Origin of the sequence: Paraglaciecola algarum, from assembly GCF_021532655.1 — a bacterium.
In the GTDB taxonomy this organism is placed as follows: Bacteria; Pseudomonadota; Gammaproteobacteria; order Enterobacterales; family Alteromonadaceae; genus Paraglaciecola; species Paraglaciecola algarum.
On record NZ_JAKGAS010000010.1, the window covers coordinates 58,129 to 82,833 of the forward strand.

Here is a 24,705-nt window from a genome sequence, read left to right on the forward strand (position 1 = left end):
TGGCGGTTTCTAGCTTTAACGTAGGGCTTCATCGATCGTGACATTTGTTACCACTGACTCGCCTAACTTAACTGCATTCCACAAACCTTTGAGGTAAGCAAGTTGCCCTCCCTCATCTTTTTTTCAGCTCTATCAGCCGATTTAATCATTTTCTGACCTAAACCAATACTCATCATCAATAAAACTGGTTCGTTATTACATATTGCCGTATCCATGGTGCAAATGTTTGCTTATAACACAGTGTTGCAGCGCTTTAAGCTGTTGTGGATTTAGCCCTGCAGTCTTTCTAACACCATGAATAGCTTCGAGGGCATCTAAAAATTGACCATTTCTTATTTTTAATCAACAAATAGGCTGTAACGATAAAAACTGTTCGACTCTACTTCTACCCAAGGCACATTGCGCCACAAGGCTATTGTGTGCCACATTAACAAAAACTACAAAGACAGTCACTCTTAACAGCCAGCGTAGACGATCTTGTTTGTAAGGTAGTCATATAAAAACACCGGTTAACTTAAGTAAACGCCAAAAGAGCTATTGGATGTATTAGAGTCATCCATGGTTACAGGTAAAAATGTAGCTAAAAATCGACGCACTGCAAACAAATCCCGTATCCAATAAATTATTGGCTGGGTGAAACTGGATTCTCTAGAAGCGAAGCTTCGCCCAGTTGAACGGCTTGCCATGCAAGGCAATACTGGGTGCATATCATCATGGATGTGAATCTGACTTACTCTAAGTGATTTGTTTTTTAGGCATCTTTCATCGCAGGATGCGACTTATGCCCGTTTCGACAGCAATGAATAGGTATTTTTAGGTACGGAAGGTTAAGTGACGCAGGAGCAGTTACTGAGATTGCAGTGAATGCTTTGTCGCGAAGCGATGCACAGTGAACGAAGCACATGCCTTTTGGCGTAGCCAACAAAAAACCGGCTTTCGCCGGTTTCAACATTACTCTATATAAGCTCGTAGCTTATATCTAAACCCTAAACTGCTGTACTGAGTTTTGTAGCTCTTCTGCAAGTTTTGCCACTTCCTGACTTGAATCTGACGTTTGATGCGCGCCAACAGAGGTTTCTTCGGCTAAATTCACTATGTTTTCTAATTTCTGGCTTATCTCTTGAGATACAATATTTTGTTCACGAGCAGATTGTTCTATTTGGCTACTCACGTCGTGGGCTTTGTGTACCGCATCGGTTATTGATTGCAAGGCTTTCGCTGCGTTTTCAGTTTGTTCTACACAAACTGTTGTTTGCTCTTTACCTTGATTCATAACTGCAACTGCTTTTTCAGCGCCAGCTTGCAATACTTCGATCATAGAATTAATTTCTTGAGTAGATTGTTGTACTCGGCTAGCTAACGTTCTTACTTCATCAGCTACCACAGCAAACCCTCTGCCTTGTTCTCCGGCTCGTGCTGCTTCTATCGCAGCGTTTAACGCGAGTAGGTTGGTTTGATCAGCAACACCACGAATAACGTCTAAAATTCCGCCAATACTGGCGCTATCTTGATGCAGTTTGTTAATGACTTCAGCTGCTTCTTCAACATCTTTGGCTAATACTTCAATGGTTTGTCTGTTTTCTTCAGATATATTTTTAACTTTTTCTGCTTCGATATCTGCATGTTTGATTTGATTTAGCGTGTCTTCGGCACTTTGGGTAACAAGTTGTGAAGTACTGTGCATTTCTGTAGTGGCAGCTGCAACCTGTCCTACTTGCGATTTTTGCTCTTGAATTGACAGGGTTGTTTGATTGGTCACGGTAGAGGTTTCTTCTGCCGCGGCAGCAAGTTGAGATGCGCGTGAGCTAATGCCAGAAATTAATGTTTTTAAACTATCGATTAAATCATTACAGTTTTTGGCTAATTCACCAAATTCGTCATCAGAAGAGTCATCTAACTTGCGGGTTAAATCACCGGTAGACACGACTTTAAGCATGTCATTAACTTTATTTAAAGGTTTAATTATGGCCATAACTGTTACGTATGCAATACCAGCAGCGACTAGAATTGAGATTAGCGCAATAATGATTGTACTGGTGATCCCCATGCTAACTGAACTAGAAACATCTTCTTTGGATATTTTAGTTTTCTTATCAGCCAAGGCTAGAAGTTCGTTCAATTTGACTATGGCTTGTTTGATGTTTTCATCAGACGCAAGGTAAGCCTCTTTGGCTTGTTTCTGGTTATTTAAACGATTAACTTGAGCTTGTAATAAGCCATCGGAAGAGGTCATTGAATCTGTGATTGATTCGACTAATTCATAGACTTCACTAAGGGTATCTGAGTCATCACTACCATTTTCGGCAGATTGAATTTCATCAATTTTTGCTTCAATCTGATTAATTACTAGGGTGACTTCATTGCCGATAGTATCAGCTCTTACCAAACTAGTGGTTTTGATATATTCGGCACTCACTGTTAAAAGTGACATTAGATTTGACTCTAGACCATTAGCTATGTCTGAGGCTTTTTTGAGTTGTCGGTTATTTTGCACTTCATCCAGATCAGCAAAATCTACAATTAGAGTCGATGCGTCATCTGAATTATCTTCAATATCACCCAATAAGCTTTCCACTTTATTTAGAGAACTAAGGCCAGCTTTTTTATTGTCAAATATAGCTGCTACATTTTCTATGTATTGTCGGTAGATTTCTTCAGTTTCAACAAGTGATTCACGTAAGTCTTTTTCTTTGCTCACAACACTGGTTAGGGTGCGCATCTCGCTATCAAAGCTCGCTTCACTGGCTTCAAAAGCGGCTTGTTTGGTATTTACATCATCCAAAGAGGTTTCATAGTAGGCTTCTGTGGCTAATCTGCCCATGTTCAAAAATGAAACTTTAAGTTGGCTACTGCCGGTAACTGTGGGTAAAGCCAGGGTATTAACTTCTTCAGTAGCTTGGTCAATGCTATTTAAGTTAGATACGGCGACAACACCGAGTAGGAATAGAAGTATAGTGATTATAGAAAAACCACCTACGACACGTTTTGCGACTGTTATTTTCATTTTTGGCCTTAATAAAGTGAGCAGCATCCATACTGACTTTAATTAGTTATTATTATTAGTTGAAAATTTGCTACTCAAATTCAGTAGCAAGGTTAACTATAACTGACTCAGACATAATTTGAAGCCATTGAGCTAATTAATATGATAATAATTATCGGCTTAAAGTTATTTTTCTTTATTTTCAACTGAATATTTAATCTTAGTATCAAAATCAAGTAAGGTCATGGATAGTCCCCACAAATATCCAGTATCTAACCCAATTATGTTTTTTAAGCGGGTTTTACCTTGAAGTGCAGCCCAATGACCAAAAATAATCGATTGATGCTTGGTTAATTGGCTGTTCGTAATGTTAAACCAAGGTTCAAGTTTTTTAGGTGCGTCTTCTGGGGTACTTTTGCAGTCAAAATTTAATGCTGACTTTTGTTCTAAAAAGCGCATTCTGGTGAAGGCATTCACAATAAACCGATTTCGCTCGGCACCTTTAAGCTTGTCATGCCAAATATTGGGTTGTGAGCCATACATATTTGCTAAAAATATTTTCCACTGAGATGAACCTAATATCTGGCTTATTTCTTTACTATATTTTACACCTTGTTTAATTGACCATTGCGGATAGAGCCCTGCATGGCAAATTAAGGTTTGCTTATCTAAGGTTAAAGCCAACGGCTTTTGGCGTAACCAATCTATATAAGTTTCAATTTTGGGGGAGGCGAGCAGATCATCAAATTTGTCACTGGCTTTAGCCTTACGCACACCTGCGTAAATGGCTAAAAAGTGTAAATCATGATTACCTAAAACTGTGTCAAAGTTATTTCCTAACCCCATTAAATACTCAAGGGTATCTAATGCTTCTGGACCACGACCAATTAAATCACCAACGGCAATTAATTTGTCTGTTTTAGGGCAAAAATTTACTTTCTTAAGTAACTTTTGTAAACCAGATAAACAGGCTTGAATATCGCCTACTATGTAAGTCGCCATAGTTGTTTAGACTCTAGGCTAATTGAGAATATTGGGCACAGCTAAACTAAATACTTCGATCGGAGCTTTAAACCATTCTCCTGATTCGTTTTTCATTTCGTAATAACCTTGCATGGTACCCACTGGGGTTTCTAATACAGCGCCGCTTGTGTAAACAAATGTTTGGCCTTGTCGTATGTATGGTTTTTGGCCTATTACACCTTCACCATGAATTTCGGTTTTCTTGCCATTTCCGTCTGTGATTAACCAATAACGATTAATAAGTTGGACTAATTGATTGCTCGAATTTGAGATGGTTATTTTGTAGGCGAACGGAAATTCATTTTCTTTGTTTGTACGATCGCTCAAATATTGAGTTTGTACCTTGACAGAAATGCTATTGGAACTTTGCATAAGTTTTCTGAGTCCTCAATAGAATGATTAAGTTGGGTTTACAGAATCAACAGCGTTAGCTATCTGTGCATATTGCTGTAAGGATAAATTTTCAGCCCTAAGCTCAGGATTGATATCTAAATCAAGTAATTGTTGTTCGCTGATACATTCTTTTAAACTATTACGAATGGTTTTGCGTCTTTGGTTAAAAGCTTTAGCGCACACTGTGTGTAAAGAAGCTTCATTAATTAATGAAACGGGTTTTTCTTGGTGAGGTATTAACCTAACCACAGCAGAATCTACTTTAGGTGGAGGATTAAACGCCCCAGGTGGTACTTGGAGCACAGGAATAACCTGACAATGATATTGCGCCATGACAGATAATCGACCGTAGTTTTTATTACCAGGCACAGCGGCTAGACGGTTGACGACTTCCTTTTGCAGCATAAAATGCATGTCCTGAACTTTATTAGCAAAAGAAAATAAGTGAAACATCAGTGGTGTAGAAATATTGTAAGGTAGGTTACCGAAAATTCTTAAAGGTTTATCTTCTCGCATGATGTCTGCAAAATTAAACTTTAACGCATCAGCTTCGATTATATTTAATTTCTTGGCGATAAAAGGATGGGTACGCAAACGCTCTGCTAAATCTCTATCTAGCTCTACAACTGTAAGTGAATCCAATAATTCACAAACAGGCTCGGTGAGAGCCCCTAGTCCAGGCCCAATTTCAACCATGTGCTGGCCTTTTTGTGGCGCAATAGCGCTGACAATTTGATCGATAACATAATTATCATGCAAAAAGTTTTGACCGAATCGTTTTCTTGCTGTGTGACCTAGATGTTGTTTACTCAATGTGGCTTACTCAATGTGATTGGTGCAATAGGGATTATTCATTGTTTTTCTGCTGCGATAGAAACGGCTTTTTCAATGGCTAGAATAAAACTCCCTGTATCTGCTTCGCCTGTTCCCGCTAAATCTAGTGCTGTGCCATGGTCTACCGAAGTTCGAATAAATGGTAATCCTAATGTGATGTTGATAGAGGCGCCAAACCCTTTATATTTTAAAACCGGTAAACCTTGATCATGATACATAGCTAATATTGCATCGGCTTGTTCAAGATACTTAGGATTAAAAATAGTATCAGCCGGTAAGGGGCCTGTTATATTCAAGCCTTCAGCCCGCAAAGCTTCTAGTGCAGGGTTAATAGTAGTAATTTCTTCAGTACCTAAATGGCCATCTTCACCAGCATGAGGATTGAGTCCACAAACAAAAATATGTGGTTTTTTAATACCAAATTTCAACATTAAATCCGTATTCACTATGTGAATGACTTTGTGTAGGCGTTCAAATGTAATCGCTTTTGACACATAAGCTAAAGGAATATGGGTAGTGGCTAATACCACTCTTAGTCCTTCTGTCGCTAACATCATGACTACGTCATTAGTATTGGATTCATTTGCAAAAAACTCAGTATGACCACTGAAAGATATACCGGCTTGGTTGATAGAGCCTTTATGTACAGGGCCTGTTACCACAGCATCAAACTCAGCATCCATATTTTTTTTGCAAGCTTGACGTAATGTTTCAACTACGTAATGGCCATTTTCACTATCTAATTTGCCACAAACTACCGGTACTTTAGTTTTGATATCAACTAGATACAATTGTCCTGCAGGTAATAAAGTGTCGGAGTCTACAGTATAAGGAACTAAGGTTATGGGGAGACCTAAACGCTTAGCTCTTTGTCGTAACATTTCACCATCAGCAAAGACCACAAGCTGGGCTTGCCACTCTTTCTGCGCTACTGCTAATACTAGGTCTGGGCCAATACCCGCTGGCTCTCCAGGGGTGACGGCTATTTTTAATGGTTTCACTTATTGATTATCTTTTTTGGCAATGAGCTCAACATAAGCACTGGCTCGGATTTCTCTGATCCATGTATCTGCTTCTTCAGCAAACTTACGTTGAAACAATAATTGATAGGCTTTGTCTTTTTTACGTTGTTCAGTCGCATCTCCCACACGTTTATCCAGAAGTTGCATGATGTGCCAGCCAAATTGCGATTTAACCGGTTGGCTGATTTCGTCAATTTCAAGAGTGCCTAAAGTATCACGGAATGTTGCATCATAAACGTTAGGATCAGCCCAGCCTAATTCCCCACCTTTTAAGGCTGAACCAGGGTCAGCCGAGTGCTCTTTGGCTAATTCAGCAAAGTCTGCTTCACCTGCGAGCAATTGTTCTCTAAATTCGGTGAGCATTTTTTGAGCTTTTTCGTCACTTAAAATAATAGAAGGTGTAATCAAAATATGACGGGCATTCACTTCGTTAATTTCAACTTTTTCGATACCACGCATATCTTTAATTTTAAGTATATGGAAACCAGCGCCACTTCGAATCGGGCCAACTAACTCATCTTTAGCTTTGTTTTGAACGGCTTCGGCAAAAAGTGTTGGCATAGAGTTAATGTTCATCCAGCCTAAATCACCACCTTCAAGGGCCTTAGGACCACCAGATGAGGCGGTAGCGACTTTAGTGAAGTCCGAACCTTTGTTTAATAGTTCAATGACTTTAGCTGCTCGAGTTTTAGCTTGTTCGATATCGGTGTCTGTAGGTTCACTAGGAAATTCAATTAGGATATGGCCAAGGTGATACTCAGCTTGTTGATTACCTTGTTCGTCTATTAATTTAACTAAGTTGTTGATTTCTTGATCAGTAATATAAACACGACGACGTACGTTTGCTCTACGTACTTCCCCCAAAATGAGTTCTTTACGAATTTCTTCACGGTATTTTGTGTATGTAGTACCTTCTTTAGCAACTTGCTCTCTGAGTTGGGCAACTGTCATATTTTGACCTTGCGCAATATTGCCTATGGTTTGTTCAAGTTGTGGATCACTAATTTGGATCCCCATTCTTTCTGCCATTTGAGTTTGCAAGCTATCTATAATGAGTTTTTCAATTGCTTGGGTTCTTAAGGCTCTGTCAGATGGTAGTGTTTGCTCCTTTAACATGGCGTTACGTTTTACTGTCGCCACTAAGTCTTGGATTTGGCTTTCTAACACCACTCCTTGATCAACAATGACAGAAACACTGTCTAACATCTCAGGTGCGGCTTTTGCCGGCAAAGAGACTAAAGAACCAATAAAAAGAGCAACTGCTAATACTTTCATAATGTTATTTACTTTCTCGTTTAAGCGTTTTTGTATCACGCTTGTTAAAGGTGTTTTTACAAAACACCATGGATATTGATAATAGTTTGAAAAACTTAGTGGTCTGAAACCTAAATTAGTTCAACAAGTATGGACGTCTGTAACCAAACAAACCATCCCTTAATAAGTTGCGACTGGTGAAGTATACATGAAAGCCTGATTCAAATTCATCAGTACTTTGTGTTCCAGCCAAGTCAAAACGATTACTTAAATGACGTTGTGCGACTAAACTAACTGTCCAGCAGCAAGACTCATATTTTACACCTGTATAGGTTTCAACTGTTCTATTTTTTTGGGTATCTTGATACCAACGTCCCACCCACTGCCAGTTTTTGCTCAGAGGCCAGCTAGCTGTTACGCCCACTTGATTAATTTCTTCAGAAGAGAGATCGCGGATAAACCTGTGGTTAATTTGTAATATCTTATTTTTACTTAGTTGGTATTCTAATGACACACTACTGCGTTCTATTTTGTCGGTACTGGTGGATACCTGTGCTTCTGTATGTGCATACCATTTACTGCCTATTTGCCAGTCTAACTCAGCAGCTAAAGCGGAGCGATCTTGCTCTTGGGCAAGACCAGTTATTTTGCTGTCAGACAAATAAAATATTTGGCCTAAACTTAATTTAAATTGTTCTTGGTTGTTGTTATCAATGATTCGTGAGGTTAAACCTAGTGTAATTTGATTATTGTCACTTATGCGATCTAGCCCAGTAAATTCTTGTCCTCTGAATAAGCCAGAGAAGTTTTTAAATATTTGAGTGGTATCGTATAAACCAATATCTGATTGGTCTTGAAAACTGGTATATAGGTATTGTGCTTTAGGCTCAAGAGTTTGGGTCATTTGTATACCAAACAAGTTGATGGGGCGTTCAAATGCCATTGCGCCATATATTTTGGCTTGGCCTATGGTACGAGTCACTTCTTCATTTAATGTGGTGTTTTGAATGTTCTCTTGTAAATAGTGAGTGTGCATCACAGTGGCTTCTGCTAGAAATTCACTCCACTGATTTTGATAAGGAAAACGTAATGTTGGCGCAATATGAAAACGTGTTGCGGTTGGGTTATCTAACTCAGCGCTTTCAAAATAAGCCAACTCAGAATGGATCTCGAACTCGGTATTAAAAGGCAAGTCAGTTAAATAATCTAAGCGAATTTCAGGTAAAGCGCGATAACTATCAGGATGATCACCCAAAACTTCAAAGTCCCTAAATTGTGCAGTTAAACTCAAATCTTCAGAAAAGTAACTCATACCTAATGTTTTATACAGGTGAGTATCAGCGCGATTGTAATAATTAGAACCCAAATCAACTATGTAATTGTCGTCACTCAATCCATTTAAGTCGGCATTGATGTGCCAGTTTTCGCTAATTTGCCCTGAATGAATAAAACGATAAAAATATCTATCTGTGTTGTCAGCTAGTTCCTTGTCGTTTGCTAGGTATTCTAAATTTACTTGCCCTGTATGCTGCTCGGTTAAATACCTAAATTCTGTTTTAAGCTGTAAACCTCGTTTTGTCATGACTCTTGGGCTCAAGGTTAAATCATAGTTGGGAGCAATATTCCAATAAACGGGTTGCTCAATACTAATGCCAGTAGCACTATTACTTTTTAAGCTTGGGTATAAAATTCCAGACTGCCTTTGGTCATTAACCGGAAACGAAAAATAGGGGAGGTATAAAACGGGGACATCTTTAATATAAAATCGAGCATGTTTCACTATCCCTCGGGCTTGATTTGGGGTTAGTTCAATGTTACTTGCTTGAATTCGCCATACCTGATTATCAACCGGACAACTACTAAAGCTGGATTCAATTAAATTTATCCCCGACTGTTTACCAATGGCTATTTTTTCCGCCTGACCATGACCTTGTACTTTGTTTAACGTGTACTCAGAGTTGTCGATTAATAATTCATTAGAGCTTCGATTTAGCTCTATCTTTTCACTTGATACAGTGATGTGTTGATCTAAAAAGCTTACATTTCCCGTGGCTTGAACTGTTTGTGTTTGGCGATCAAAAATGGCCTCATCAGCTTTTATTTTGACTTGTTTACTGTCAATTTCAACATTGCCTTTGAATTTAGCAAAGGTATCTTGGTTGATCTCACTATCTTGGGATTTGACTTGAATTTGTCCATCAAGTAGTGAATTTTCAAGATTTGGGTCTGGGGCTGGGACAAAACATACTTCTTGGGCATGGGTTAGCCCAACTGTCATCGACAACAGCAAACAAAGTGAAAATTGGGTGTTTTGTATACTAGACAAGTAAAAAGTGGCCTAATGTTGGTTTAATTACGGTGTTTAAAGAGTCAATTTTAAGGGTTTCGAGATGATTTACCAGTATACTTGCAAAAAAAGCTATATTTCGTCATTCTTGCGTATTTAAAACCCCAATATTACAAATAGAGATTTCAGTTGAGCACAGAGCATATTCGCCAGCAACAACTTCTACAATGGATAAATCAATCTACCGACTTTGAGTGTCAACAACTTGAATTAGTTTCCGGGGATGCCAGTTTTCGACGATATTTTCGTTTTTTATCTAAAGGACAGTGGATAATTGCAGTAGATGCACCACCTAAGGTGGAAGATTGTGGCAAGTTTGTGGACGTAGCTAAAGCTTATCAAGCGGCAGGGTTAAACGTACCAAAAGTTTATGCTTATGATTTAGAGTTAGGCTTTTATTGTCAACAAGATTTTGGTGAAGAACAGTTCTCACAAGCGTTAAATTCAAAAACGTGTGACCTATTATATAAAAATGCCTTAGCCTGTATTCCTGCAATTCAAACTTGCAGAACCACGGAAAGAGGTGAGTTACCGTTATATGATCATGCTTTTGTACAAAGAGAAGTTAACATTTTTACACAGTGGTTATTGGCCGAGTATTTACAATTAAACTTGTCCTCATTACAAACTGCTATGCTTGAGTCTTCTTTTGCATTTATTACCCAAGTTTTTTTATCTCAGCCTATGGTAGGTGTACACAGAGATTTTCATTCACGTAATCTTATGTTGTTAGCTGACCAGTCAATAGGAGTGATTGATTTTCAAGATGCAGTTGTAGGTCCATTAACCTATGACGGAGTGTCATTATTACGAGATTGTTATCAAAGATGGCCAGCTGAAAAAGTCGAACTCTGGTTACAGGAATGGTATCAAGAGTATTTTTCTGAATATGATTTCAAAGAATTTAAACTTTGGTTTGATATTACTGGATTGCAAAGGCATATCAAAGCAAGTGGCATATTTGCTCGTTTGTTTTTGCGAGATAATAAAATCACATATTTGTACGACATTCCCAATACTCTGCAATATATTGTTGAAGTGGGCCGAGAGTACAAAGAACTACATGCCTTGGCCAACTTTGTTGACACTATTGTTTTACCGGCTGTGTTGGCAATACAGCAAAATGTTAGACACGGGACCCAATAATGGCGGCTAAAACGGCCATGATTTTAGCCGCGGGCAGGGGTGAGCGTATGCGACCTTTGACCGATAAAGCACCTAAACCGTTGTTAACGGTAAAAGGTAAAAGCTTAATTGAGTATCACCTATGTGGCTTAAAATTAGCAGGTTATCAAAGAGTGGTCATTAACCACGCTTGGTTAGGGCAACAGATAGAAGAGTATATTGGTGATGGACAAAAATTTGGATTACAGATCCTATATTCACCAGAAAAGCATGCCTTGGAAACAGCCGGAGGCATTACTCAAGCTTTGCCTTTGTTGTGCCAAACTTCAGATGAAACGTATTTTACTGTGGTAAATGGAGATGTGTTTACTGATTTCGATTTTAATAAGTTGCCACTTGAAATAGGGGCTGGCTGTGCACATCTAGTATTAGTGGATAACCCCAAACATAATCCGGATGGTGACTTTTACCTTGTTAATCAAAAGATTCAGCAATCTGGACAACAAAAATTAACCTTTAGTGGTATTGCTAAATACCATAAAGATTTTTTTAAAGGACAAAAAGTAGAAGTCAAACCTTTGGTTCCTCTTTTTAGACAAGCTATTGCTCAACAAAAAATGAGTGCTCAATATTATCCAGGAATATGGACTGATGTTGGTACTCCTGAAAGATTAGAGCAGTTGAATCAAGCTTAAATTAAGAAATTAACTAAGTTAATAATCAAATTACGGATATAGTAAAAAAGTATGACTGGAAAAATATTAGGTACCATTTTTGGCTTTATGTTTGGCAGAATTCCAGGAGCGGTCCTGGGTTTTTTTGTAGGACATTTGTTTGATAAAGGTTATAGCCAAAATTTTAACCAGCAAGGCGGGTTTAGCCGTTTTTTTACTAACCAAGATCAATTTAAATCTCAGGCGATTTTTTTCCATTCTTTGTTTTCTGTGATGGGACATATTGCTAAAGCTGACGGTCAAGTGAGCAATGTTGAAATTCGAATGGCCAGTACCCTAATGGATCAAATGGGCCTTGAGGGGGAAGTTCGGGCTGAAGCACAACAAGCTTTCCGCGACGGTAAAGCTTCCGATTTTGCTTTGCAATCCACCATTAAAGAATTCAAAGAATCTTGTCATGGCCGCAGAGACATCCTGCAGGTTTATTTGGAAATATTGATCCAATCAGCTTATGTCGATGGCAAGTTAGATAAAGCCGAACAAGTTATTTTGGAAAAAGTAGCTGAGTACTTAGGTTTTAAACCACAAGAGTTATTATATTTGTTGTCAGCGTTTGAGGCGGAAATGCGCTTTAGGCAGGGCGGTCAACAAGGAGCCGGTGGCCGGCGACCGAATTATACGTCGCAACAATCAATTGATGATGCTTATAAAATTTTAGGTGTATCAAAACAGGATGATGATAAAAGTATAAAGAAGGCTTATCGTAAACTCATGAGTGAACATCATCCAGATAAATTAGTGTCTAAAGGGTTGCCCAAACAAGCCTTGGAACTGGCTAAAAATAAAGCTCAAGATATTCAAGCAGCCTACGAAATGATTAAGGAAAAACGCGGCTTTAGATAGATTTAAACCTTTTCACTTCAGTTCATAGGGGCATATTTCTTTATGCTCCAATATCTACTTTTATTAAATTCCCACACAGTTAATTTTATCTTCAGTTTTCGTTCATGCTTGATAAGCCACACTGGTTACAAGCTTAAAAGGAGAACGACATGACTAACACAATTTTAACGGCCATATCTAATAAAGTAATTAATGCTAGCCTAATAATTGCTAGTAGTTTATTGATTAGCACAAGTTTATTGGCTGAGCAGACTGACACTTCTTGGTCAGTTAAATCGACGGAAAAACAATTTGAGCAAACGAGTGAAAAAATTGAAAAATCGGCAAGTGGTGAGTTATTAATTCAAAGCATGTCTAAAGCGAATGCTACTAATATAAGTGATTCTGAAAACTCAAAAAACAGACAGCTAGCCAATGCACGAACTCTGACCATTCGGCCTAATGCCAATAATTTAGACCAAACATTTTGGTTGTATGATGCCTGGATAACGTTTCATTCAGATCAAGACAGAGACGGCTTTTACAATCATTTTACCGTTGAATTTGATGCTGATACCGAATTTAACCACGCTGAAGTATACGCTAGGTTGTATTTAGCTAAGGGGGAGGTGTTCAAGGAGTATCACTCAACGTCTAACTTTAATATTTATGCAGATAATAATAACGATAGCTTTGTGGTTGAAAGTGAGTTGGTAACCGGGTTTCCATCAGCTGATTATGAGGTCTTGATTGAGTTATACGACGCTTACAATAATCAATTAGTGGCTACTTTGGATGGTACTAATGACGCTGACTTATATTTGTTACCTTTAGAAAGTGCTAATTACGAAGAAGTATACGTAGATCAAGTGGTGGTTATTCATGAAAGTGGCGGCAGCTTGGGCTGGTTTAGTTTATTACTTGTTCCGTTAGTCGCGTTAAGAAAGTATTTTCAATAAAGTTTTTCGCTGCTTTACATGTCGACAACACAGAATCAATAGAAACCAATGCCCAGCTAAATTAGCTGGGCATTTGTTATTGTTTTTCTGGATTATTCGGATCTTCTATGTCTTCCACTATGGTTGTCATTTTTTGCACTAATTTAACCCGTTTGTGCTTAACTAGTGCATCCCGCAGTACAAATTCAATTTGAGCATTGACACTGCGTAGGTCATCATCGGCCCAACGTTGCATAGCTGCTAGTACGTCGGCATTGATCCTTAATGGAAATGCTTTTTTAGACATGGTTATACTTCTTTTTCCCAGAATAATTAATACAAGCTGCCACTATTGACTATGGGTTGGGCGTTCTTATCACCGCACAAAACTACAAGTAAATTACTCACCATCATGGCTTTACGCTCTTCATCCAAATCCACCACGTTTTGAGCTTTGAGCCTATCTAAGGCCATTTCAACCATACCAACCGCGCCTTCCACTATTTTACTACGAGCGGCAATAATAGCGGTGGCTTGTTGCCTTTGTAACATGGCGCTGGCAATTTCTGGCGCATAGGCTAAATGACTAATTTTAGATTCATGCACAGTTAGCCCAGCTTTGCCTAAACGTTCTTGTACTTCTCGTTTAAGTTTTTCTGAAACTTCTAAAGGATGGCTTCTAAGAGCTACGTCAGACTCATTGTCAGATTGTGGATCGTAGGAATAACTGCTGGCCAAATTTCGCAAGGCTGATTCACTTTGTATAGTGACGTAACTTTCGTAATCATCTACTTCAAACATAGCTTCAGCTGAATCGGTTACAGACCATACAACGATAGTGGCGATCTCAATAGGATTGCCTAAATTGTCGTTCACTTTAATTTTTGCTGATTCAAAGTTTCTGATCCTTAATGATACCGTCTTACGCATGAAAAATGGGATCGTCCAGCGTAAGCCATTGCGTTTTTCAGTCCCCACATAACTACCAAATAAGGTCATAACTTTAGCTTGATTTGGTTGCACCATAAAAAATCCACCCCAACAAATTAAGGTTAATACAGAGCCTATTATGCCAATGATAATGTTTGTTTGACTGAACAACACATAACCAAATACAACTTGTAGTAAAGGTAATACGGCAAAAAACGCTAAGTAACCATTAATTGAAAACCCTTTTTTCTCAGTAATCATGTTTATCTCTTTTTGATATCATTATGATATCTAAATGTTAGGCTTGGTTTTTAAATTAAGCAAGCACTTTATATAAGCCATTATGTAAAAAATTATTTTTACTTTTATGCAAAATAGTTAAGTAATTGGTTTGTATATAAAAAGGGGAATAGTTATTGCTTTAAACCAGACCGTATGGTCAATAAACGGATCGGAAAAGGCTTAAGTTCGCTAGCTTGTCATTAAATTGACATAAAAAGCTAGGAACATTACGCCCACAGTTTTTACAGTTTAATGCTAGATACTCGACTTAACTTACAAGGAATAAATATGAAATTTAGATTTTCAACGTTGGCGGCGTTGATGCTTGGGTCTTCGGCGCAAGCTAATGACCTCGTCATCACGGGAGTTATTGATGGGCCGCTTTCAGGAGGCACTCCCAAAGCAGTAGAAATTTTTGTTCTCAACGATATTACTGATTTATCAGTTTGTGGTTTGGGATCCGCGAATAATGGTAATGGAGGGGGGATACAAGAATACACTTTTAACAGTGGCGCAGTATCGGCAGGTAGTTATATCTATATATCTAGTGAAAGTGTCGGTTTTGAAGCATTTATGGGATTTCAACCTACTGATACCTCAGGAGCAATGTCGGTAAACGGTGATGATGCAATTGAATTGTTTTGTAATGGTGCAGTGGTTGATACTTTTGGTGAAATAGACGTAGATGGCACTGGTACCGCATGGGAATATTTAGACGGCTGGGCATATCGTTCCACTAACACAGGACCAGATGGTGAAACCTTTGTTTTAGGGAATTGGTCATTTAGCGGAAAAAATGCTCTAGATGGTGAGTCATCAAACGCAACTGCTACGACCGGGTTTCCACTTAAATCTTTTGCTGAGGGTAATGGTAATGACTCGGGGGATGGAAATGAAGAGCCACAAGACGGCAATGAAGGTTCGGATCCAGTAAATACTGATGTGATAAGTGGCAATGTGTGCACAAATTGTCCTGACGTACCAAAAATTAAAGACCTTAGTCTGTTTGATGCTTCAAGTTATTATGCCGCAGCGCAAGTAGAAGTTGATGCTAATTCAACAGCCGCTACGATAAAACTGGCTATTAACGACATTATTTCAACGGGTCATAAAAATTTGACTTATTCAGATGTGTGGACCGCTTTAACCTACACAGATGAGGATCCAGCCAATACTAATAATGTTACATTATGGTATAGCAATCGTTCGCAAGCCAAATCAACTAATGGCAGTGGCAGTGCGAGTTCTAATCCTGATAATTGGAACCGTGAACACTCTTGGCCTAAAAGTCATGGTTTTTCAAGTTCATCTCTAGAAGCCTATACCGATATTCATCACTTAAGACCCACAGATATTAGTATTAATAGTTCACGTGGTAATTTAGATTTTGATAACAGTGATAACCCTCTTTCTGAAAGTCCTTTAAATCGTGTAGATAGTGATTCTTTTGAACCAAGAGACGATATCAAAGGTGATGTAGCCCGTATGATGTTTTATATGGATACCCGTTATGAAGGTTTTGGTTCTGATGCGACTCCTGATTTGGAATTGGTAAATCGGTTAACTACCACCAACGAAAGTAAATTAGGTATGTTGTGTACTTTAAACGCTTGGCATGCTGCAGATCCAGTGGATGACGCCGAACGTACTCGTAACAATAGAATTTACGAATTACAAGGTAACCGTAACCCTTACACTGACAATCCGGCCTGGGTAGATATTTTGTATCCAGCGACAGATTGTAATTCCAATGGTGGGGACAATGGCGAGCCTAGCGATGGTAATGACGGAGACACTGGGACGGGTGAAGAAGAGCCGGTCGATAACGGATCTTCTGTCACATCAGATATCATCATCAGTGGTGTAATTGATGGTCCTTTAAGTGGCGGCATTCCTAAAGCTGTTGAAATATATGTTGTAAATGATATCGATGACTTAAGTGTGTGTGGTGTAGGTTTTGCCAATAATGGTGGTGGTTCTGACGGACAAGAATTTACCTTTAATGCCGTTTCTGCCAGTGCTGGTGATTTTATTTACGTTGCATCTGAAACCACTGGGTTTACTAATTTCTTTGGTTTTGCCCCAGATTATGAAAATTCTGTAGCTAGTATTAATGGTGATGACGCCATTGAACTGTACTGTGCTGGTGAGGTGGTTGATACATTTGGTGATATTGAGGTAGATGGCACCGGTGAAGCTTGGGAATACCTGGATGGCTGGGCATATCGTGTTGCCAATACAGGCCCAGATGGAAGTACTTTTGTATTAGCTAATTGGAATTTCAGTGGCAAAAACGCCTTAGATGGTACAAGTGATAATGACTCTGCTAACCCTGCTTTTCCATTAGGCAGTTTTTATGTTGAAGAAAAGTTAATTATTACAGGCGTGGTTGATGCGTCTTTGTCTGGCGGTACTCCAAAAGTTATCGAGTTTTTTGCGGCCACAGATATTCAAGACCTGAGTGTGTTTGGTTTTGGCTCTGCTAATAATGGTGGTGGTTCCGACGGCCAAGAGTACACTTTTTCTGGCTCAGCCAATAAAGGTGATTATTTTTACATTGCCTCTGAATCGACAAATTTTGAAGCATTTTTTGGTTTTGCGCCAACTGATACTTCTGGTGCAGCTAGCATAAATGGTGATGATGCTATCGAGCTATTTAAAAATGGTGCAGTGGTTGATGTATTTGGTGATATCAATACAGACGGCTCAGGAACTGCTTGGGAATACTTGGATGGTTGGGCTTCGAGAAAGGTTAATACTGGCCCTGATGGTGCTAGCTTTAACATAGATAACTGGGTGTTTAGTGGTATAAATGTTTTAGACGGTCAAAGCACTAACGATACTGCTACTACTCCTTTCCCTATTGGTTCTTTCTCAGGAACGGGCAACAATGGTGGAAGCGGTGGTGAAGAGCCATCGGCTGATTTAGGTGTGTGTGCTGACCCAACTACTTTGATTAGCGCTATTCAAGGTAGTGGTGATGTATCTCCTTTAGAGGGGCAAGCTCATGTTGTTGAAGCAATAGTAACGGGAGTTTATGCAAACTTTAATGGATTCTTTGTGCAAGAAGAAGATGCCGATATGGACGCAGATAGCCAAACATCAGAAGGTTTATTTGTATTTTATACTGGAGATTTACCAAGTGTAGGCAGTGTTGTACGTGTTAAAGGAGAAGTTGAAGAGTTTTTTGATAAAACCCAATTAAAAGCATCCGAAACCCTTTTAACATGCGGCACTCAAATCGCATCTACTACTCCTTTGATTTTGCCCTTTAGTTCTGCAAATGACATTGAAACTTTAGAAGGTATGTTAGTCACAAGTGCACAAGAACTAGTGGTAACCAATACCTTTGAATTGGCACGTTACGGGCAAACAAGCTTGTCGTCTAAGTTGTTGTTTCAACCGACCAATGTTCATGTACCAGGTTCTCAACAGGCCATTGATTTAGCGGCTACTAATGCGTTAGATCAAATTATATTGGCTGATGATTCGAGTGAGCAAAATCCAGAAGTTATCCCGTATCCTACTGGCAATTTGTCTGCGACTAATTCATTGAGATTGGGTGATACAGTAGCAAGCTTAACGGGTGTGGTTGATTATAGTTTTGGTGATTTTGTTATTTTACCAACTACTGAACCAAGTTTTGTCAATACCAACCAAAGAACTAGTGCACCTGATTTAAATCTAGGTAACTTAAAAGTAGCAAGTTTAAATGTACTTAACTATTTCACTACCTTAAATATTTCAGGTAATACCTGTGGGCCAAGTGCATTAGGTTGTAGAGGTGCAGAAAGTGCTGAAGAATTCACTCGTCAAAAAGCCAAAACGGTTGCGGCGATTGTGGCTATGGATGCAGATATCTTAGGATTAATGGAAATCGAAAATAGTGGGACTAATGAAGGCTCTGCTATTGCTGATTTAGTCGCTGGTATAAACGCTGAGATGGGTGCCGGCACCTATGCAGTTGTCGATACAGCTGGTCCAGTTGGCACAGATGCTATAACCGTTGCATTGATCTACAAGCCAGCCAAAGTGTCATTGGTAGGTGCGTTAGGTATATTAGATAGCAGTAACTCAATTACAGATGCAAATGGTCCACTATTTGTCGATACTAAAAATCGTCCAGCGTTAGTGCAGAAGTTTGCTTTAACTGAAAACGGCGAAGAGTTAGTGGTGAGTGTCAATCACTTCAAATCAAAAGGCTCAGGCTGTGGTGTGGGTGATGACGATTTAACAACGGGTCAAGGAAACTGTAATTTAACTCGAACTCGCGCTGCACAAGCATTAACTGCCTTCATTGCAGCTAATTTTGCTGATACGCCAACACTCATTTTAGGTGATTTAAACGCTTATGCTAAAGAAGATCCTATTACTCAAATTGAATCTGCTGGTTATACCAATCTAGTGAATTATTTTGGTGGTGATAAAGCCTATTCCTATTCATTTGATGGACAGTTAGGCACTTTAGATCATGCATTAGCTAACAATAAAGCCTTAGCTAAAGTGGTGGATGTAACTGAGTGGCACATTAACGCTGATGAGCCAATTGCCCTTGATTACAACACTAACTTCAAAAAAGCCAATCATATAACAGATTATTATGCGCCAGATGCTTACCGCATGTCTGATCATGATCCTGTGTTGATTGCATTACAGTTTGATCTTGCTGCTATTTTAGGGGACTTGGATGGTGACGGAGACGTAGATACTTTAGACGTTCGCTTGTTCCAAATAGGTGTCAGAAATGGCGAAATCACTGATTTAAATTTCGATTTCAATAACGATGGTGCGGTGAATACTCGTGATGTACGTGGCTTCACTGGATTATGTACTCGTGCTAGATGTTCAACTAATTAAGAGGTAACCGAACATGAAAAAATTAATTACAACTTTAAGCTTAACTTTCACTCTCGCTTTGGCACTTGCGTTTAACGCAAGTGCCGGGCTTATCACTAACGAAACCGTAAGTGGAGACAAACTAACTGTTGAATTTCGTTTAGATAATGCGAATCCTGACTTGTATGACTTTGTTTTCGACTTTGCATTTGACCAAACAGCTTTAACAGTAGATAGCCTATTTGGTTTAGGTGGATTTGAAGCTAACGCGGCGATTGATACTGAGTTTTTTGTCGATGGATTTGAGTTTGCACCTGGTATTTTTGAAGTATACGGTTTTGCATACTTTGCAGATTGGGCAACACGATTAGGTACAGATTTGTTACTTGGTACTGCTCAATTTGATATTGCACAAGGCGCAAATTTAGCCAATTCAAACTTTACAGTAGATTATGTCGAAACCTATGATGTGATTGGTAATGAGATATCTGCCGCTGCCGAAGTGTCTGCTCCATCAGCCTTAGCTTTATTAGCTTTTGGAATGTTAGCTATAGTCAGAATCCGTAGCAAACAAAACAGCTAAGTTTTATGTTTCCAATAAAAAGGCGATGAGTTTCTGACTTATCGTCTTTTTTTGTGCTTGTAGTTCGGCTAATAAGACGTCGAACATAAATTATCTATTGACTTTTTATACAGTGGTTTATACAGTGTTTATAATTAAACAATTTGACTGTTTTAACTGTAACCCGCTACTTTTAGTATTTGTGTTATGGTTATAAAGTAGCCAGTGACGGGAGAGTAAATATTATGACTGTAATTACACGTTATGTAGTTGAGCACAAAGGGGTAGAGAAGTTTGTGACAGCAGATAAAAAAGAAGCCGATCAATACGACAAAATGTTAGATGTTGCCGATAATTTAGGTGAATATATTCAGGGCAAAGGCATTGCTTTAGAGCCTAAGGTGTTAGAAGACCTTTCAATCATGTTGTCCAAAAATAAAGACTCGTTAAGCAAATTATTGAAAGGTACCACGGCAGAATCTTTGTTAACGACCGAAACCGCCGAAGTGGTCAAGATCGATAAGAAAAAAGCCTAGTTCAGCCTAGGCGTTGTTTATTTTTGCTATGCCAATTTTTATTCAGGCGCTATTTTGTTAGCGTCTTTTTTTGTCTGTGTTTTTTTTCACTTATGTTTATTTCATCTGTTTTTATTTCAGAACAGGGCATGTACCTTGCTCGTTTTTTGGCTTTTAAGCAGTTTATGTCTGCTAAGACTAAACCATCGATACAATGGTTAAAGATTGGGTCGACATTAAAATCCATAAAATGCACGCCACCTGTTTCATAGGTTTCTGTATACTGTTTGTATAAAGTCGGTACAGCCATGCCCATGTTAGATAATAAGTGTTTTAGTTGAGTAAAATCAGCGCGATAGTCATCACCAGTAAACGAATGATGATAGTCATTGGGCAACAAATAGGGCATTTGAGCTTTTGCACAGTTTCCAGCATGTTGAAAATATAGGGTGTAAAACTTCACTAATAGGTCTTTAGCTGCTTTGGGATAGTGATCACTTAAACTCACTGGGCCAAACAAGTATCTAAAATGAGGGTGACGTTGTAAAAATGCTCCAATGCCAAACCACAAATAATCAAGACTGCGTTTACCCCAATATTTAGGTTGCACAAAACTTCTGCCTAATTCTAAGCCTTGCTCAAAGTATTGCTCCATTTCCGGGCTGTAATCAAACAAACTGGCTGAATATAATCCTTTAACAGTTTTGTTAGCGATGATTTTTTTTGCATCGCCAAATCGATATGCGCCGGCAATTTCTAAGTCATCTCTATCCCATAAAATTAGGTGATAATAATCTTGATCGTAGGCATCTAAATCTCGTCTTTTGTTAGTGCCTTCGCCTACTGCTCTAAAGGATATTTCTCTTAAGCGACCTATCTCTCGTAAGATAGGAGAGCTATCTGCGGCAGGTGTGTACAAATACATCACTTTGCCGTCCAAGGTTTCACCTAAGTGTTCACACTTGTCTTTAAGAGCATGGTACAAATCAGCGCGATTTTCCGGTTGAGCAATGGCACTTTGGGTTTTGAATATGCCGCTTTTGCCTACGCCGATTTTATATAAGTGTTTTTTAAATAACTTAACTTGTTGCGTGCGGCTGATTGTATTGTTGTTATATGACTCAAATGGGATCACCTCACCAACTCGCATGGGTAAATGATTACGTTTTTGTTTGAACATTTCTTTAACTAATAAAATCGCTGCCAAAGGTTTGTACAACATAGATAAACCATAAAACACCGGTGAGTTTTTACCATCAATAAACACAGGAAGAATGGGCGCTTTTCCTTGTTTGGCCATCCGTAAAAAGCCACTACGCCATTTTGTGTCACGAATGCCTTGAGGGCGTAAGCGTGATACTTCACCGGCGGGAAACACAATCACTACACCTTCGCTTTGTAAGTGGTGTTGAATATTCTGTAGGCTTTGTTTGGCTGTATTGCCTTGTATATTATTAACCGGCAATAGCATAGATTGTAAAGGGGGTAAGGCCATCAGCATTTGATTAGCGACGACTTTAATGTCCCGCCTTACTTCGCTCACAAGTTTGATTAATGCCAATGCATCCAAAGAGCCGATAGGGTGATTGGCGATAATGATGAGTTTACCTTCGCTGGGTATTCTTTCTTTTTCACTGCTACGGGCTGAATAGCTAATATTGAAGTATTCCAATACTTGTTCGACAAAATCTAAACCTTGGTGATTAGGGTAATCTTTAGCAAATTCCTGCATTTCTTTTTCGTGTAACAAATGACGTAACACAAAGGTCATAGGTTTTAGCAAAATGGGTTTATTTGCCAAGCTGGGATAGTGTTTTTCTAATACTTCTGAAACAGTAAACATAGCTGTCCTAAATAGACGGATTTGTTTACAAGATTAATGATTTTTTGTGACTGTTTAGTTTAAGAATAATGTTGCTTTTGTGACATCTAGATATATGGGGAAGTTCTTTAATCAGTTTTTATTGAGTTTGGCAATAGATAGCTCTATTACCAAATCTTGGCTTTAACTGTAGTAATTTTACTAGCTCGGATAACGCTGTTTTAATCCTGCATATACTTGGTCGCTGTAGTCCGCTAGATTAATGTCTAGGCTGTTTAAAACGTCTACTAGATGTTCATTGTCTTCACGGCCAGTCCATATTTTTATGTAACTGCCATCTTTGTAACCATGATCTTGGCGGAAAAAGTTTAATACGTTTTTACCTACGTATTGACGATACAACTCGTCAGAGTTCATTTCGGCTTGTTCAACAATTTGAATGAATAGAGGCACATCAAAACGTTTGGCGGCGCACAGGCCAGCCATGAGTTCTAGATTATCTAAGATATCTAATTCAGTAAAAGTGTAGTTTTTGCCATCAAAAGTGACTTGATTGCGGCCGGATGCTAATTCTTGCGCTATGGTGTCAGCTGATTTGGCAATATCGCCATCAAAGCCAATAATAATGTCAGACAAAGCGAAGTGCCAAATGTCTACTAGTTCCATTTGTAATTGTGGTAAGTCTTTTTGCTGGGCTTTCCACCATTTCCAACCATGGTGTTCTATACCTTCTACTGATTCAATCATAGCAGCGCGCAAGTATGCATATCCAGCGTTTAACCAGTCTGGATTGACCTTTTTATTCATGCCGTCTTGTAGAGTTAACATAGTGGAGAGTTGAGTCGCACTTAACATTAGGAGTCCTGTTTTAATTAGTTGGAATGGGATAATTAGATTTTATTTCAACAATGGCTTTAACTTTTTGCTGATCGAGTTGTTGTTTTATCTGCGGCCCTTGAAAGCCTTGAGCAATAATAGATTGTACATCAACAGCCTGGGCTGCTTGATAACATTGCCACATATAATCTGCTTGGTGATAGGGGATAGTTTCAAAACTTGTTCTACCCCTGGCGTCAGCTTTGCAAGCGGTTAATAAATCTTTAAAACGTTCTGGTTTTCGCCACACATCACAGCGATTAAGAACGCCTAATATGGTGCTAGGCTTTAGCTCAAAGGCTCGATGAACATGACTATGGTATTCACTGACTAATAATCCAAGATCACGGCAGTCGTTAGGGGCTTTTAATCGTTTACTGAAGGTTTTTATTGCATCTAACCCCAGTTTTTCGTGGCCATGATGAGATGGCCATTTATCAGCAGGCGTTAAAGCCTTACCTAAATCGTGTACCAGAGCTGCGTAACGTACTGTGATTTTGTCAGATAGTTTAGCCACTTGCTGCATCACCATTAGAGTGTGAATGCCCGTATCTATTTCAGGATGCCATTGGGCTGGATTGGGTATGCCCCAAAGTTTGGCAAGCTCTGGAAACCAAATGTCTAAGGCACCACAATCTTTAAGGTTTTCTAAATACACTTCTGGATGATCTTCTAGCAAGGCTCGTGAGGTTTCCTGCCACACACGCTCCGCACTAAGAGTTTGTAGTTCACCTTGTTGGACTATGTCACTCATCAAACTCAATGTTTCGGGTGCAATACTAAAACCTAATTGGTGGTAGCGCGCCGCAAATCGGGCAACTCGTAATACTCTAAGTGGGTCTTCAACAAAAGCATCGGATACATGGCGTAGTTGTTTACTGGCTAAGTCAGTTTGACCGTTATAAGGATCTATTATGTTTCCAGCTTCATCCATGGCCATTGCATTAATGGTTAAATCACGGCGTAGTAGATCTTCCTCCAAAGTGACATCTTGTGAGGCGTCGCAACTAAAGCCGGTATAACCCACACCATTTTTACGCTCGATACGGGCGAGGGCATGTTCTTCTTTAGTTTTGGGGTGTAAAAATACTGGGAAATCTGCGCCAACCGCTTGATATCCTTGGTCTAACATTTGTTGAGGTGTACTACCTACTACTACCCAATCTCGATCTTTAATGGTTAGCCCAAGTAACTTATCGCGTACTGCGCCACCAACTAAATATGTTTGCATCTTGTACTGAATAACGCTTTTAAATAATTCATTGTTATATTATGCCTGATTAGCCAAACTCTGTGAAAGTTATTAACTGATCTTTGACAATATTCAGTTAACTGGTTAGCTTAGAGCCTGCTAATTTTAGCTTCATCGCTAAGCGATTATTATTAAAGGATGTGGTTACACAGTTT

At 39.0% G+C, this 24,705-nt stretch carries 19 protein-coding genes; 7 read left to right on the top strand and 12 right to left on the bottom strand.

Annotated elements, in window-relative coordinates:
• Nucleotides 1-979: 979 nt before the first annotated feature.
• From L0668_RS16425 to L0668_RS16455, 7 genes are all read right to left on the bottom strand, one after another.
• Nucleotides 980-3,004 carry a HAMP domain-containing methyl-accepting chemotaxis protein gene (locus tag L0668_RS16425; RefSeq protein WP_235313808.1) on the bottom strand — a complete coding sequence of 675 codons (2,025 nt, stop codon included), beginning with the start codon at nucleotides 3,002-3,004 and terminating at the stop codon, nucleotides 980-982.
• A 165-nt stretch (nucleotides 3,005-3,169) separates the two neighbouring features.
• Complete coding sequence (locus L0668_RS16430) at nucleotides 3,170-3,985, bottom strand: symmetrical bis(5'-nucleosyl)-tetraphosphatase (RefSeq protein WP_235313809.1); 816 nt, start codon at nucleotides 3,983-3,985, stop codon at nucleotides 3,170-3,172.
• Nucleotides 3,986-4,003: 18 nt separating this feature from the next.
• A complete protein-coding gene (gene apaG, locus L0668_RS16435) occupies nucleotides 4,004-4,378 on the bottom strand; it encodes a Co2+/Mg2+ efflux facilitator ApaG/CorD (RefSeq protein ID WP_235313810.1) in 375 nt (124 codons plus the stop codon).
• Between the two features lie 27 nt (nucleotides 4,379-4,405).
• Entirely contained in the window at nucleotides 4,406-5,212 is an 807-nt protein-coding gene (gene rsmA, locus L0668_RS16440; protein WP_235313811.1) for a 16S rRNA (adenine(1518)-N(6)/adenine(1519)-N(6))-dimethyltransferase RsmA, read from the bottom strand.
• Nucleotides 5,213-5,250: 38 nt separating this feature from the next.
• On the bottom strand, nucleotides 5,251-6,234 hold the full coding sequence (gene pdxA / locus L0668_RS16445) for a 4-hydroxythreonine-4-phosphate dehydrogenase PdxA (RefSeq protein WP_235313812.1): 984 nt from the start codon (nucleotides 6,232-6,234) through the stop codon (nucleotides 5,251-5,253).
• A complete protein-coding gene (surA, locus tag L0668_RS16450) occupies nucleotides 6,235-7,530 on the bottom strand; it encodes a peptidylprolyl isomerase SurA (RefSeq protein WP_235313813.1) in 1,296 nt (431 codons plus the stop codon). It abuts the gene before it with no gap.
• 115 nt (nucleotides 7,531-7,645) lie between these two features.
• Nucleotides 7,646-9,835: an LPS-assembly protein LptD gene (locus tag L0668_RS16455; RefSeq protein WP_235313814.1), complete on the bottom strand. Its 2,190-nt coding sequence runs from the start codon at nucleotides 9,833-9,835 to the stop codon at nucleotides 7,646-7,648.
• 150 nt (nucleotides 9,836-9,985) lie between these two features.
• Here L0668_RS16455 and L0668_RS16460 point away from each other — a divergent pair, with 150 nt between their 5' ends.
• The 4 genes from L0668_RS16460 to L0668_RS16475 all read left to right on the top strand — a co-directional run bounded on the left by L0668_RS16460 (nucleotide 9,986) and on the right by L0668_RS16475 (nucleotide 13,496).
• Entirely contained in the window at nucleotides 9,986-11,002 is a 1,017-nt protein-coding gene (locus tag L0668_RS16460) for an aminoglycoside phosphotransferase family protein (protein WP_235313815.1), read from the top strand.
• A complete protein-coding gene (gene murU / locus L0668_RS16465; protein ID WP_235313816.1) occupies nucleotides 11,002-11,676 on the top strand; it encodes an N-acetylmuramate alpha-1-phosphate uridylyltransferase MurU in 675 nt (224 codons plus the stop codon). The genes L0668_RS16460 and murU overlap by 1 nt, the downstream gene beginning before the upstream one ends.
• A 51-nt stretch (nucleotides 11,677-11,727) precedes the next feature.
• Nucleotides 11,728-12,558, top strand: coding sequence for a co-chaperone DjlA (gene djlA, locus L0668_RS16470; RefSeq protein ID WP_235313817.1), 831 nt, complete (start codon nucleotides 11,728-11,730; stop codon nucleotides 12,556-12,558).
• Between the two features lie 149 nt (nucleotides 12,559-12,707).
• Nucleotides 12,708-13,496, top strand: a complete 789-nt coding sequence (locus L0668_RS16475) for a choice-of-anchor H family protein (RefSeq protein ID WP_235313818.1) — start codon at nucleotides 12,708-12,710, stop codon at nucleotides 13,494-13,496.
• A gap of 76 nt (nucleotides 13,497-13,572) precedes the next feature.
• On the opposite strand, the gene L0668_RS16480 is transcribed toward L0668_RS16475, so the two are convergent.
• Together L0668_RS16480 and L0668_RS16485 are read right to left on the bottom strand one after the other, a co-directional pair.
• Entirely contained in the window at nucleotides 13,573-13,782 is a 210-nt protein-coding gene (locus L0668_RS16480; RefSeq protein ID WP_235313819.1) for a type II toxin-antitoxin system antitoxin, read from the bottom strand.
• Nucleotides 13,783-13,808: 26 nt separating this feature from the next.
• Nucleotides 13,809-14,666 carry an SPFH domain-containing protein gene (locus L0668_RS16485; RefSeq protein WP_235313820.1) on the bottom strand — a complete coding sequence of 286 codons (858 nt, stop codon included), beginning with the start codon at nucleotides 14,664-14,666 and terminating at the stop codon, nucleotides 13,809-13,811.
• A 309-nt stretch (nucleotides 14,667-14,975) separates the two neighbouring features.
• On the opposite strand from L0668_RS16485, the gene L0668_RS16490 reads away from it, so the two are divergent.
• From L0668_RS16490 to L0668_RS16500, 3 genes are all read left to right on the top strand, one after another.
• Nucleotides 14,976-19,544, top strand: a complete 4,569-nt coding sequence (locus L0668_RS16490; protein ID WP_235313821.1) for an ExeM/NucH family extracellular endonuclease — start codon at nucleotides 14,976-14,978, stop codon at nucleotides 19,542-19,544.
• 13 nt (nucleotides 19,545-19,557) lie between these two features.
• Entirely contained in the window at nucleotides 19,558-20,106 is a 549-nt protein-coding gene (locus L0668_RS16495) for a hypothetical protein (RefSeq protein ID WP_235313822.1), read from the top strand.
• A 224-nt stretch (nucleotides 20,107-20,330) separates the two neighbouring features.
• A complete protein-coding gene (locus L0668_RS16500; protein ID WP_235313823.1) occupies nucleotides 20,331-20,621 on the top strand; it encodes a YebG family protein in 291 nt (96 codons plus the stop codon).
• A gap of 49 nt (nucleotides 20,622-20,670) precedes the next feature.
• On the opposite strand, the gene olsF is transcribed toward L0668_RS16500, so the two are convergent.
• The 3 genes from olsF to L0668_RS16515 all read right to left on the bottom strand — a co-directional run bounded on the left by olsF (nucleotide 20,671) and on the right by L0668_RS16515 (nucleotide 24,529).
• Nucleotides 20,671-22,443, bottom strand: a complete 1,773-nt coding sequence (olsF, locus tag L0668_RS16505) for a bifunctional ornithine lipid synthase OlsF (RefSeq protein WP_235313824.1) — start codon at nucleotides 22,441-22,443, stop codon at nucleotides 20,671-20,673.
• A gap of 180 nt (nucleotides 22,444-22,623) precedes the next feature.
• Nucleotides 22,624-23,277 (bottom strand): dUTP diphosphatase, encoded by a 654-nt coding sequence (locus L0668_RS16510; RefSeq protein ID WP_235313825.1) that lies wholly within the window; start codon nucleotides 23,275-23,277, stop codon nucleotides 22,624-22,626.
• Between the two features lie 13 nt (nucleotides 23,278-23,290).
• Nucleotides 23,291-24,529, bottom strand: a complete 1,239-nt coding sequence (locus L0668_RS16515; RefSeq protein WP_235313826.1) for a multifunctional CCA addition/repair protein — start codon at nucleotides 24,527-24,529, stop codon at nucleotides 23,291-23,293.
• Between the last annotated feature and the right edge of the window lie 176 nt (nucleotides 24,530-24,705).